General features: G+C 58.2%; 7 protein-coding genes. 3 read left to right on the forward strand and 4 right to left on the reverse strand.

The window, feature by feature from the left end; translation table 11 throughout:
- Positions 1-59: 59 nt before the first annotated feature.
- Complete coding sequence (locus AACY07_RS17890; protein WP_339476511.1) at positions 60-3,920, reverse strand: sensor domain-containing protein; 3,861 nt, start codon at positions 3,918-3,920, stop codon at positions 60-62.
- Positions 3,921-4,197: 277 nt separating this feature from the next.
- Here AACY07_RS17890 and ettA point away from each other — a divergent pair, with 277 nt between their 5' ends.
- Positions 4,198-5,865, forward strand: coding sequence for an energy-dependent translational throttle protein EttA (gene ettA, locus AACY07_RS17895; RefSeq protein WP_133078604.1), 1,668 nt, complete (start codon positions 4,198-4,200; stop codon positions 5,863-5,865).
- Between the two features lie 280 nt (positions 5,866-6,145).
- On the forward strand, positions 6,146-7,483 hold the full coding sequence (gdhA, locus tag AACY07_RS17900) for an NADP-specific glutamate dehydrogenase (RefSeq protein WP_339476514.1): 1,338 nt from the start codon (positions 6,146-6,148) through the stop codon (positions 7,481-7,483).
- Positions 7,484-7,596: 113 nt separating this feature from the next.
- Here gdhA and AACY07_RS17905 read toward each other — a convergent pair whose 3' ends face one another.
- The 3 genes from AACY07_RS17905 to AACY07_RS17915 form a co-directional block, all read right to left on the reverse strand.
- Positions 7,597-7,890, reverse strand: coding sequence for a chorismate mutase (locus AACY07_RS17905; protein WP_339476516.1), 294 nt, complete (start codon positions 7,888-7,890; stop codon positions 7,597-7,599).
- Between the two features lie 15 nt (positions 7,891-7,905).
- Positions 7,906-9,759 carry an Lnb N-terminal periplasmic domain-containing protein gene (locus tag AACY07_RS17910; RefSeq protein ID WP_339476518.1) on the reverse strand — a complete coding sequence of 618 codons (1,854 nt, stop codon included), beginning with the start codon at positions 9,757-9,759 and terminating at the stop codon, positions 7,906-7,908.
- Between the two features lie 78 nt (positions 9,760-9,837).
- The gene (locus AACY07_RS17915; RefSeq protein WP_019824032.1) at positions 9,838-10,326 is read right to left on the reverse strand and encodes a DUF3015 domain-containing protein; all 489 of its coding nucleotides are present in this window, start codon (positions 10,324-10,326) and stop codon (positions 9,838-9,840) included.
- 273 nt (positions 10,327-10,599) lie between these two features.
- Between AACY07_RS17915 and AACY07_RS17920 the strand changes: the two genes are divergently transcribed.
- Positions 10,600-13,038, forward strand: a complete 2,439-nt coding sequence (locus AACY07_RS17920; protein ID WP_133078599.1) for a Lon protease family protein — start codon at positions 10,600-10,602, stop codon at positions 13,036-13,038.
- The last annotated feature ends 133 nt before the right edge of the window (positions 13,039-13,171 follow it).

Consider the following 13,171-nt stretch of genomic DNA (forward strand, 5'->3'; position numbering starts at 1 on the left):
CTAACTCAATGGGTTTTATCTGGCATATGAATGCGATTCACGGTGATGAGAGGCAGGATTCACATGTGCAGTTCATCACTGGCCGCTTGCAGTTGCTTGACCAGTAGATGTGCTGGCATCGGGCGACCAAACAGATAGCCTTGCACTTCATCGCACCCATGCTCGCGCAAGAAATCCAACTGCTCCTGGGTCTCCACGCCTTCGGCGATGACGGCCAGGTTTAGGCTATGGGCCATTGCAATGATTGCACGGGCAATCTGCGCGTCCTGTTCGCCTGAGGGCAGGCCATCGACAAAGGTACGGTCGATTTTCAAGACATCGATCGGGAATTGCTTGAGGTAGTTGAGCGACGAATAACCGGTGCCAAAGTCGTCCACGGCAATGCTGAGGCCGAGGTTTTTCAGGCTGGCCAGAATGTGCAGGGCTTCGCTGACTTCGCGCATCAGGATACTTTCGGTCAGCTCAAGCTCCAGGCAGGCAGGGGACAGGCCGGTCTCCTTGAGGATCGTGGCGATGCGCGTGCCCAGTTGGCCATCGGAAAACTGGCGCGCCGAGATGTTGACCGAGACTTTGGGCACGCGCACTTTGGCCTGGTGCCAGAGCTTGAGCTGGCGACAGGCCTCGGCCAGCACCCAGTCACCCACTTCGACCACCAGGCCCAGCTCTTCGAGTACCGGGATAAAGTCACCGGGCGGCACCAGTCCGCGCCTGGAGTGGTTCCAGCGCAGCAGTGCTTCAACCCCGGTCAGCCGTTTGCCGTCGCCGCTGAATTGCGGCTGGTAAAAAAGGATGAACTCTTGCTGTTCAAGGGCGTGGCGCAGGTCGCTCTCAAGTTCCAGTCGCTCAAGGGCGCTGGCGTTCATGTCTGCCTGATAGAACTGGAAGTTGTTTTTGCCGCGCTCTTTGGCGTGGTACATCGCGGTGTCGGCGTTCTTCATCAACTGGCTGAGTTCGTTGCCGTCTTGCGGGCTCAAGGCAATGCCAATACTGGCGGTTACAAAGAACTCGCGACTTTCCAGTACAAAGGGTTTTACCAGGCTGGCAAGGATGTGCTCGGCCACGCTGATGGCCCGGTTCAAGGCCAGTTGACGGGTGGCTCGTGGTTGCAGGAGCAGGGTGAATTCGTCACCGCCCATACGCGCCACGGTGTCGTCGTCACCGACGCAGGCCAGCAAGCGGATGGCCATGTCCTTGAGCATTCGATCGCCTGCGGCGTGGCCCAGGGAATCGTTGATCGGCTTGAAACGGTCGAGGTCGAGGAACATCAGCACAACCCACGACTTGTTGCGTTCGGCCTGTTGCAACGCAGTGTGCAGGCGATCCTGAAACAGCGTCCGGTTAGGCAGGTGGGTCAGGGCGTCGTAGTAAGCCAGGCGGTGAATTCGCTGTTCACTGGCTTTGCGCTCGCTGATGTCACTGAAGAAGCACACGTAGCTGGCCAGATCACCCTCGTCATCGAGCACGGCAGTGATGCCGACCCACGCCGGGTAGTGTTCGCCGTTGAGACGCTTGAGCCAGACTTCGCCCTCCCATGTGCCATTGACATGCAGTTGCTTGAGCACATAGGTCAGGTGCGCGCGTTGTTGGGCATCAACGGTCAACATGCTCGGCAATTGGTCAAGCACCTGGGCCACGGCGTAGCCGCTGACCCGGCTAAAGGCTTCGTTGGCCTGCACGATATAACCGGCGGGGTCGGTAATCAGGATGGCCGAGGTGGAGTGCTCAAACACCGTAGCGGCCATGCGCAGGTCTTTTTCAGCACGACGTTGCTGACTGATATCACGGCCAACGCCCAGAATGCCTTCGAAGCCATCGTTTTCATCCCACACCAGTACCAGCCGCAGCTCGATGGGGACTTTATGCCCGTCGGCGCGCAAGCAGTCGAACAGGAACAACTGGGTTTGCACCTGGGCGCGCAGGGCCGAGAGTTGTCGAGGTGAGTGCAGGGCGGCGCGGATACGTTCGATCAGGCTGTAGATACCCTCCAGTTGTTGCGGGGTCGCGATAATTGACTGCCAGCCATTGTCGAACACCCATTGTGCGTCGTACCCCAGCACGGTCTGGATGGAGGGGCTGAGGTAGTTCATGCGCAATGTGCTGTCGGTGGAGAAAATCACATCGCTGATGCTTTCGGCCAGCATCCGGTAGCGCTGCTCGCTGTCACGCAGTGACTCACTGGCTTCGATCTGGTCGGTGATGTCTTTGGCCACCCCGACAATGCGCGTGACTTGATCCCCGGTGTCACGGGCAAAGGCCTGTTCACGGATGTCAAAGCGCCGCCAGGTGCCTTGCTGATGACGAAAGCGCAACTGGCACTGCATCAAGTGCTTATAGCCATCTTCCCGTTGCTGCTGGCGCAGCTGGTGATAACGTTCGGCGTCATCCGGGTGCAGCAACAGTTCCCAGAAATACGCGCCCATTTCCTGAAGTTCGATGGCGCTGTAGCCCAGGGTCTGCCCAAGGTGATGGTTGCTGAATATGATCCGCTGGCTGATTACATTTTGCACATAGAGGTGGTCAGGTACGGTGCGTACGACATCCGACCAGAAACTTTCGCGCTCTTGCAGGGACAATTCGATCAGCTTGCGGCTTGTGATGTCGCTGATGCTCAGGATGACCGCGTGATAGTCCTGAGGGTCTTCAGGCAGGCGCAGTACCAGCCACACATGTTGATCCCGGCCGCTGGCATCGCTCAGCTTTACTTCCAGTTCAAGTTGCTGCTGTTGATCCAGTACGGTTTCGACGATTTGATAGCCAATGGCCGAACTGGTTTGGGGGCAGCCGTTAATCAGCTTTAGCCAGGCACCGTCCCCGGATTCGACCTCCAGCAGCTGCATGGCGACCTGATTGACTTCAGTGATGCGCAGTTGCGCGAATAATTGACTACGAAGCTGGGGGTGATCGCTTAGCCATTGCTTGAGGTCACTGCTGTCGTGGAGTTTTTCGCGCTCAAGAAATCCCGGCAAGCTGGACAGGTCGAGCACGCACAGGGCAACCCCGGTGCCTTCGAAAATATCGTGATAACGGCGGCGGCCTTCATGCAGTTGGCGTTGGCGGCGGCGCATGTTCAGCAGCGCAATGATCGGCAGCAACGAAAAGAGCAAGCCGAGCAGGCATTTGACGATCAGTCCGGGCAGCAGTCGTTCAACCGCCTGGCGTTCATTGAACAGCCCGCGCAACTGCCAGTCGCTGTGATTGATGGGGCTCAGTTGTACGGTGTCGCTTTCATCCTGCTGGCTCAGGGTTGAGCCTGGCGAAACGGGGCTATAGGCACGCTTCAGGACCTTGCGGGTTTTGACGTTTTCAATCAGCCATTGTGGCCGACTGCTGCTGGCATTCTGGTGTGTCATGTTTTGCAGCAGTTCCGGGCTCATGCGCAGCAGCCAGTAACCACCGATATCGCCTGCGGGCTGGCGCAGTAACAAATAGAACACGCTGGCGTCAGCGTTATTGCTGAAGTAATAGCCGTCGGTACGTTTTCGCGAGGGGATCAGGCTTGCCCATTCAGCCAGGAATGCGGCGTCGGGGGTGGTGCCTGCGCTGTCGAACACGACCTGCCCGGCAGTGCTGAGCAAGACCAGGCTCTGGAGCGAGGGTACGTATTGATGCAGTTGATTGACCAGTGCCTGCTGTTGGCGCAGGTTTTTCGGCAGCGTATCGACAGGAAGCAGATTAAGGGCGGTTTCGGCCCGTACTTCCATGCTCAGGCTGATGTGGTCGGCCAGATCGGCACTGTAGTTGATGCTGTTTTGACGCTCTTGCTGGAGCGTTTCCTGGAACTGCTCAATCAACAACCAGAACAACATCGCCAGCAGCAACAGAACCAGAGTGGCCAACGCACTTTTCAACGTTCCGCGCACAGGCGTCCCAAGAAGTGGGTTGGACGCTTTATTCAGAGTGGGCGGCGTGACATTGGGCAACGTGTGATCCTGCAATTTGGCGGCATTGGCGCCAGGCCCCCTAAAGACGCCCAGAGGGCGCCTAGCATGCCTTGGGTTGTGGCAAAGTGCCAGCCCTCTGGTCTGCACTGGTCTGCACTGGTTTGCCCTGTTCAGCGCATTCAGGTAGATTCGGGCGTCTACATTTATGCATTTTCTGCGAGCAGGCATTGATTTCGATCAGTCCCTGACTTTCTGCTATGGCCTGATCCGGGCATTGCTCGCACCTTATTCACTCGTCTCTGACCCTAGGTTCTCCATGGCTCAATACGTTTTCACCATGCATCGGCTGAGCAAAGTTGTTCCGCCGAAGCGGGAAATCCTGAAAAACATCTCCCTGTCGTTTTTCCCTGGCGCCAAGATTGGCGTACTCGGCTTGAACGGTTCGGGTAAATCCACCCTGTTGAAAATCATGGCGGGTGTCGATACCGAGTTCGACGGCGAAGCCCGTCCGATGCCCGACCTGAACATCGGTTACCTGCCGCAGGAACCGCAGCTGGATCCGAGCAAAACCGTGCGCGAAGTGGTTGAAGAAGCCGTGAGCGTCATCAAGGACGCTCAAGCGCGCCTGGATCAGGTTTACGCCGAATACGCAGACCCGGATGCCGATTTTGACAAGCTGGCTGCTGAACAGGCCAAGCTTGAGTCGATCCTGCAAGCGAGCGACGGTCACAACCTGGAGCGCCAGCTGGAAGTCGCTGCCGACGCCCTGCGTTTGCCAGCCTGGGATGCCAAGGTTGAGCACCTGTCGGGTGGTGAGAAGCGCCGTGTGGCCTTGTGCCGCCTGCTGCTGTCGGCCCCGGACATGCTGCTGCTCGACGAACCAACCAACCACCTGGATGCCGACTCGGTAGCCTGGCTTGAGCACTTCCTGCACGACTTCCCGGGTACCGTGGTTGCGATTACGCACGACCGTTACTTCCTGGATAACGTGGCGGGCTGGATCCTTGAGCTTGACCGTGGCGCGGGCATTCCTTACGAGGGCAACTATTCGGGTTGGCTTGAAGCCAAGTCCGATCGTCTGGCTGCCGAATCTAAGCAGCAGTCGGCCCATGAAAAGGCCATGAAAGACGAGCTGGAATGGGTCCGTAAAGGTGCCAAGGCGCGTCAGTCGAAGTCCAAGGCTCGTCTGCAGCGTTTCGAGGAACTGCAATCGCAGGAATTCCAGAAGCGCAGCGAGACCAACGAAATCTACATCCCGGCCGGTCCGCGCCTGGGTGACAAGGTTATCGAGTTCAAGAACGTGTCCAAGGGTTACGGCGATCGCGTGTTGATCGACAACCTGTCGTTCGCGATGCCTAAAGGCGCCATCGTTGGCGTGATCGGCGGTAACGGTGCCGGTAAGTCGACCCTGTTCCGCATGCTGATGGGCAAGGAACAGCCGGATTCAGGCAGCATCGAAGTCGGTGAAACCGTGCAACTGGCGTGCGTGGACCAGAGCCGTGACGATCTGGACGGCAGCAAGACTGTATTCCAGGCGATTTCTGACGGTTCCGATGTGATCCGCATCGGTAACTATGAAATCCCGTCGCGTACCTATGTAGGTCGTTTCAACTTCAAAGGTGGCGATCAGCAGAAGTTCGTCAAGGACCTGTCCGGTGGTGAGCGTGGTCGCCTGCACCTGGCCCTGACCTTGAAAGAGGGCGCCAACGTGCTGCTGCTCGACGAACCGTCCAACGACCTTGACGTTGAGACGCTGCGTTCGCTCGAAGAAGCGCTGCTGGACTTCCCTGGCGCCGCCATTGTGATCTCTCACGATCGGTGGTTCCTTGACCGCGTTGCGACTCACATCCTGGCGTACGAAGACGACTCGCAAGCAATCTTCTTTGAAGGTAACTACACCGAGTACGAAGCTGATCGTAAAAAGCGCCTCGGCGAAGCGGCCACTCAGCCGCACCGTGTGCGTCACAAAAAACTGGCCCAGTAAGGCCGGTTTGCAAGAAAAGACGGAGCCCCTCGGGGCTCCGTTTTTTTTTTGGCAGAGCAATACTGTCCCTGTGGGAACAGTAGGTGGGTTTTTAGTGGTGCAAAAGTGGGTACAAGAAGCTTTTTTTTGGTGCGCAAAAGCCCGTGAAATCGGTTTAATTTATATAAATGCACCATTTAAATTCAGAACTGCGACATTTTGCGCTGTCGCGGTGCCACATGAATTGATAAAGTTCCGGTCAATCTCTGTTTAACGACAATAAATTTGCCGAGAATTAACCATGATCGAATCCGTCGACCAGTTCCTTGCCCGCCTGAAAAAACGTGACCCGGACCAGCCTGAATTCCACCAGGCAGTAGAAGAAGTCCTGCGCAGTTTGTGGCCGTTTCTTGAAGCCAATCCCCATTACCTCACTTCAGGCATTCTTGAGCGCATTTGTGAACCTGAGCGCGCGATCGTGTTCCGCGTATCCTGGGTTGATGATGAAGGCAAAGTGCGGGTTAACCGTGGTTTCCGTATCCAGATGAACAGCGCCATTGGCCCTTACAAGGGTGGTCTGCGGTTCCATCCGTCGGTGAACCTGGGCGTTCTGAAGTTCCTGGCGTTCGAGCAAACCTTCAAGAACTCCCTGACCTCGCTGCCTATGGGCGGCGGCAAGGGCGGCTCTGACTTCAACCCCAAGGGCAAGAGCGACGCTGAAGTCATGCGTTTCTGTCAGGCCTTCATGAGCGAACTGTACCGCCACATTGGTTCGGACGTTGACGTGCCGGCAGGCGATATCGGTGTAGGCGCCCGTGAAATCGGCTTTATGTTTGGCCAGTACAAGCGCCTGAGCAACCAGTTCACCTCGGTGCTGACCGGCAAGGGCATGAGCTACGGCGGCAGCCTGATCCGCCCTGAAGCCACCGGCTTTGGTTGTGTGTACTTCGCGCAGGAAATGCTCAAGCGCAGCGGCCAACGTATCGATGGCAAGCGCGTAGCGATCTCTGGCTCCGGTAACGTGGCGCAGTATGCGGCGCGCAAAGTCATGGACCTGGGCGGCAAAGTGATCTCGTTGTCGGACTCCGAAGGCACGTTGTACTGCGAAGCCGGTTTGAGCGAGGAGCAGTGGGAAGCGCTGATGGACCTCAAAAACGTCAAGCGCGGTCGTATCAGCGAATTGGCCGGGCAGTTTGGTCTGGAGTTTCTGGCGGGCCAGCATCCGTGGAGTCTGGCGTGCGACATCGCATTGCCATGCGCCACTCAGAACGAACTGGACGCTGAAGCGGCCCGTACACTGTTGAGCAATGGCTGTGTGTGCGTGGCAGAAGGCGCGAACATGCCGACTACCCTCGAAGCGGTCGATCTGTTTATCGAGGCCGGTATCTTGTTTGCACCGGGCAAGGCATCCAATGCCGGCGGCGTGGCGGTGAGCGGTCTGGAAATGTCGCAAAACGCCATGCGCCTGCTGTGGACGGCAGGAGAGGTCGACAGCAAGCTGCATAACATCATGCAGTCGATCCACCATGCGTGCGTTCACTACGGCGAAGAAAACGGTCGGATCAACTACGTCAAAGGCGCGAACATTGCGGGCTTCGTCAAAGTCGCTGATGCGATGCTGGCCCAGGGCGTGGTGTAAGCCGGTTCCGTTCTTCTGTGGGAGCGGGCTTGCTCGCGATGCAAGCGACGCGGTGTATCTGTTGCATCACGTCGATCCAATCGCGAGCAAGCCCGCCCCCAGACTGTCTCTATCTAATTGGCTAGCGCCTTGTGCTCAGCCAGTTCCTGCTCGATAAAGGCTGCAATCATGGCGCGGTAAACTGCTTCGGTGACGTTCGGGTTAGCGCCCAGTTCTGAGGCCAGCGCCCGGACTTTTGCAATCACCTGCTCAACCCGTTGCGGCGCTCTGACCGCATCGCTGTCTTTTTTGAACCGCGCCGCTTGCGATACGCAGGCACCCCGTTCGGCGATCAAGCCGACAATCTGGCGATCCAGCCCGTCGATTTTCTCGCGCACCTGCTCAAGGGAATCGTAGTTAACAGCCATGTCTTAAACCTCCTTTCAGTAGTGATACCACTTCAACTCCAGCATCACTTCGTTGACGGGTGAGGTCAACTTACTGAACTCACGTTGTGCACTCAGTCGCAGGCCCAGATTGCGCGAAACTTCCCATTGCTGGTTCAGGCTGAGGCTGCGGCGGACTTCACCGTTGGTGAAGTAATCACCTTTGGCTTCAAGACTCAGGTTACCCACCGGATTGCGCCAGAGAAGCCCTGTGTTAAACCCCGCTGCCGGTGAAACAAAGGCGGCGAAATCGTTGTTGTGCTCCACGCGCAGGGTGCCGAGGGCAAAGCCCAGCAGGTTTTCGCCCAACTGCCAGGTGCCGCCCGCGCCCCCATTGACGTGGCTGACCAGGCTTTCGTCGCCATGCTTGCCCAGCACCCGTTCCAGCCCGCCGCCCACTTGCCAGGACCAGGGTTGCAGCAAGTCGTTACGCGGGGTCAGGGAGCGAATGTTGGCCAGGTCCAGTTGCTGAACTTGCCACTTGTTACCTTCGTACTGGCGCAGCTTGAGTTGCAGGATTTCAATCTGCGCGCCCAGCGGAAAGCCGGGCGCGTTGTCGTTCAAGTCGTGGTAAGCCATGCGCAGGCCGTACTCGGCAAAGGCCTTGTCGTCACGGCTACCGGCCCCCAGTTGCCAGGTGCGCGATTCGTGTCCGTTTTCGGGCAACTCGGGTTGTTCGACCTGCAGTTCAGGAGCTGGATTCTGGTTGATGGCGCGCAGCAGTTCGAAGCTGCGCTGGGAGCGCGCCGGGTCACGTTCGAGACCGTTTGCCCGGTAGCGTTCAAGACGATAAGCGGCGTCGATAATCAGCGCCTGGCGTTCTTTTGGCAGCGCCTTGAAGGTCGTGTTTTGCAATTGGGCCTGATCGGCGCTGATCTGCAGCACCCATTGCTGTTCCTCGGGATCGAGGGTTTTGGCGCGATCCAGCAGTTCACGTTCCCGGGAAGGGCGGTATTCGATACTTTCAACCAAGCCCGCTTCCTTGACCGCTTTCACGGTGTCGGTGGGGATCGCGGTCAGCGGGAACTGGGTGGTCAGTTGCAAGCCGGGACGTGCCACTTGCAACAACTCCAGCAGGCGATACGAGCAGTTTTCGTCAAAGAAGAAATAGTCGAACTGGATCTGTTTGAGCTCCCACACATGCTCGACCATGCGCTGGGTTTCTTCGGGAGTCAGATTGAGTCGGTATTCCCACAGGTCACGGTTTTCGAGGCTGCGGTACTCGGAGAGCTTTTCCTGGTAGGGCACCAGCGCGAACAGGCCGGGATAGCCACCGGCCAACCCCTTCCAGGCATACAAAATGCTGTTGTCGGAACCCTCAATGTAGGCGCCGAAATTGATCGCGTAGCTGAGCAGGGCGGTCTTGTTGTTCTGCACATCGGCCTGGTCGATACGCAACAAGGTGTGGCCGAACATCGAGGACGGGCTGTTCAGGTAGGCCGCCGGGAAAATCATCACCGTGCTGTGCGGTGCAACGTCCTTGAACCATTGCGTGAACTCTGCGCATTCGGCCTTGGGCAGGTCGGTCAGGTTCAACTGGGCCTTGAGCCAGCGGGTGCGGGCCGGGTACACGCACTGCGGGTGTTTGTCCCCCAGGCTCAAGGGCGAATACAAGGCCTGGACGGTGGCACGCAGTTCGGCGTCCGGGTGATGGGCGCCGTCGGGGGCCAGAAAGAATTTGTCGTCGCTGACATAGCTGCGCCAGCCGCTCAACTTGCCGGCTTCATAGTGTCCCAGAGAGATCCAGAACGGGTCGTTGGCCAACTGCTGAACACGTTGATCGTCGATATGGGGTGCGGCATACAGCGGGGCGCAGGCACAGAGCGCCAGATAGGCAAGGCGTTTGAGCATGTTCGGCAACTGTTGTCAGACGAAGAGGGGTGACGCAGGAGAATACCCGCTCCCGGAGGAGCGGGCAGATCTCATTTACTACGCAGCAGTGGCGTATTTGGCCAGGCGGGCATCGCCTTTGAGGATAGCCAGGGTGTTGTTGTGAACATCTTCAGCCGTTACATCGGCCTTGCTGAAAATTTGCTGGAAGTGCTCGTGGGTGACGGCGGCAAAATGCGCGCGATCTTCAGGGGCGACGCCCAGTACCACCGCGTAGGTGGTCAGTGCTTCGCCATTGCCTTTGGCCATGTCTTCGGACAGTTCGTTGATCATGCCATTCATGGCAATCCACGATTTGCCGCCGTAGGTCAGGGCGTCCTTGGTCGTACAGCCGTTGGTGCCGGAGGTCATGCCGAAGGTGGCGTTACCGGACGTGCCGTTGGTGGTGGATGCCAGGAAGTGAGCAGGGGTGCCGCGCTGACCTTCAAACAGCATGTTGCCCCAACCGCAGTTCGGACCGCCCGGGGCTTGCGCCATGGCATTGAGGGAAACAACTGTAAAGAGAGTACCGAGAAGAATCCGTTTCATAAGCTTTGTTCTCTATATGTGTGCAACCAATGGACAAGGGTTTCTGGCCCTGAAGCGCCAGTACGAGCCGGTTATGCCTTCCAGCCGCGTAACAGCTTGGAGTCTAGGCTCGATCGGCAGGTTCCGTGGTTTTTTGTAAAACAATCTCTGTTGGCGCACATTTTTTGCCCGTAAACACGATGGGGTGAGCTTTACCGTGTTGTACGCCTTGCCAGTGATGTACAGCCAGCGCCAGAATGCTGCCATCTGCCCCGCCCGATGTAAGGAAGCCCGATGCCTGATTCTGTTGCCACCAGCTTGCGTCTAGCGCCTGATGCGCTAACCCGTCCTTTCTCTGCTGAACAGTTCAGCTTCTCGAATACCAATGATTTAGAACCTTTTCGCGGCATTCTCGGCCAGGAGCGTGCGGTCGAAGCCCTGCAGTTTGGCGTGGCCATGCCACGTCCGGGTTACAACGTTTTTGTGATGGGCGAGCCGGGTACGGGCCGCTTCTCATTCGTCAAACGCTACCTCAAGGCCGAGGGCAAGCGCCTGAAGTCCCCGAGCGATTGGGTGTACGTCAATAATTTTGACGAGCCCCGTGAGCCGCGTGCCCTGGAATTGCCTTCGAGCAGCGCGGGTGCATTTATTGCCGATATCAACCACCTGATCGACAACCTGCTGGCGACCTTTCCGGCGGTGTTTGAGCACCCGACGTATCAACAGCGCAAGAGCGCGATCGATCGTGGCTTCAATCAGCGGTACGACCGTGCGCTGGATGTGATCGAGCGGCTGGCGCTGGAAAAAGGCGTTGCGTTGTATCGCGACAGCAGCAACGTGGCCTTCACGCCGATGAGTGATGGCAAGGCCCTGGATGAGGCCGAGTTTTCGCAATTGCCTGAGGTTGAGCGAGAGCGCTTCCATGAGGATATTTCCGGACTGGAAGAGCGGCTGAACGAAGAACTGGCCAGCCTGCCGCAATGGAAGCGCGAGTCGAACAATCAGCTGCGCCAACTGAACGAAGAAACCATCACCCTGGCGTTGCAACCGTTGCTGTCGCCGTTGTCGCAGAAGTACGCCGAAAATGGTGCGGTCTGCGGTTATCTGCAGGCCATGCAGGTGTACTTGCTGAAAACCGTGGTCGAGCAATTGGTCGACGACAGCAAGACCGACGCCCAGGCCCGCAAGTTGCTCGAAGAGCAGTACCTGCCCAGCCTGGTGGTAGGCCAGCCGCTGAGCGGTGGTGCGCCGGTAGTGTTTGAGCCGCACCCCACGTATGACAATCTGTTCGGCCGTATTGAGTACAGCACCGACCAAGGCGCGCTTTACACCACGTACCGGCAGTTGCGCCCGGGCGCGCTGCATCGTGCCAACGGTGGGTTTTTGATTCTTGAAGCCGAGAAAATGCTCAGTGAGCCCTTTGTGTGGGATGCCCTGAAGCGTGCCCTGCAATCGCGCAAGTTGAAGATGGAGTCCCCGCTGGGCGAGATGGGCCGTCTGGCGACCGTCACCCTCAACCCGCAAGTCATCCCCTTGCAGGTCAAGGTCGTGATCATTGGTGCCCGCCAGCTGTATTACACGCTGCAGGACCTTGATCCGGACTTCCAGGAGATGTTCCGGGTGCTGGTGGACTTCGACGAAGACATCCCGATGGTCGATGAAAGCCTTGAGCAGTTCGCTCAGTTGCTGACCACCCGGACTTCAGAAGAAGGCATGGCGCCGCTGACCGCCGATGCGGTAGCGCGTCTGGCGACCTACAGCGCACGCCTGGCCGAGCATCAGGGGCGTTTGTCGGCGCGTATCGGTGATCTGTTCCAGCTGGTCAGCGAGGCTGATTTCATTCGTCACCTGGCGGGCGATGAGATGACCGATGCCGGCCATATCGAGCGTGCGCTAAAGGCCAAGGCCACGCGTACCGGTCGAGTGTCTGCGCGCATTCTTGATGACATGCTGGCAGGGATCATTCTGATCGACACCGATGGCGCGGCCGTGGGCAAGTGCAACGGCCTGACCGTGCTGGAAGTCGGCGACTCGGCCTTTGGTGTACCTGCGCGGATATCCGCCACGGTGTATCCGGGAGGCAGCGGTATCGTCGATATCGAGCGTGAAGTTAACCTGGGTCAGCCGATTCACTCCAAGGGCGTGATGATTTTGACCGGGTACCTGGGCAGCCGTTATGCACAGGAATTCCCGCTGGCGATTTCAGCCAGTATCGCGCTGGAACAGTCCTACGGTTATGTCGATGGCGACAGTGCCTCGCTGGGTGAGGCCTGTACGTTGATTTCGGCGCTGTCCAAAACGCCACTCAAACAGTGTTTTGCCATCACCGGTTCCATCAACCAGTTTGGTGAAGTGCAGGCGGTGGGCGGGGTCAACGAGAAGATCGAGGGCTTCTTCCGACTTTGTGAAGCTCGGGGGCTTACAGGCGAGCAGGGGGCAATTATCCCGCAGGCCAACGTGGCGACCCTGATGCTGGATGAGAAGGTGCTGCAGGCGGTGCGTGATGGCAAGTTCCACGTGTACGCGGTGCGTCAGGCTGATGAGGCGTTGAGCCTGTTGGTGGGTGAGCCTGCCGGTGAGCCGGATGAAGAGGGACAGTTCCCTGAAGGCAGCGTCAATGCGCGCGTGGTAGAGCGGTTGCGGGTGATCGCTGAAATGATCAACGACGACGACCTCAAGGAGGCCGAGAAAGAGTTGCTGGCTGAGGCCCTGGCAGCAAAGAAACCGGCCTGACCCCCTGAAAGATGTCATGTGTGGGGGCGGGGGGGGGGGGGGGGCCCCCGCCCCCCCCCCCCCCCCCCCCCAAAAACCCCAACCCAACCAAAAAAACCGGGGGGGGATGGGGGGTTTTTTTTTGGGGGTTTTT

Origin of the sequence: Pseudomonas sp. RL_5y_Pfl2_69, from assembly GCF_963970465.1 — a bacterium.
In the GTDB taxonomy this organism is placed as follows: domain Bacteria; phylum Pseudomonadota; class Gammaproteobacteria; order Pseudomonadales; family Pseudomonadaceae; genus Aquipseudomonas.

Bases quoted from the DNA above. Each gene is read 5' to 3' on its own strand.
- gdhA (WP_339476514.1), top strand. From the start codon at position 6,146: ATGATCGAATCCGTCGACCAGTTCCTTGCCCGCCTGAAAAAACGTGAC.
- AACY07_RS17920 (WP_133078599.1), top strand. From the start codon at position 10,600: ATGCCTGATTCTGTTGCCACCAGCTTGCGTCTAGCGCCTGATGCGCTA.
- AACY07_RS17910 (WP_339476518.1), bottom strand. From the start codon at position 9,759: ATGCTCAAACGCCTTGCCTATCTGGCGCTCTGTGCCTGCGCCCCGCTG.
- AACY07_RS17915 (WP_019824032.1), bottom strand. From the start codon at position 10,326: ATGAAACGGATTCTTCTCGGTACTCTCTTTACAGTTGTTTCCCTCAAT.
- AACY07_RS17905 (WP_339476516.1), bottom strand. From the start codon at position 7,890: ATGGCTGTTAACTACGATTCCCTTGAGCAGGTGCGCGAGAAAATCGAC.
- ettA (WP_133078604.1), top strand. From the start codon at position 4,198: ATGGCTCAATACGTTTTCACCATGCATCGGCTGAGCAAAGTTGTTCCG.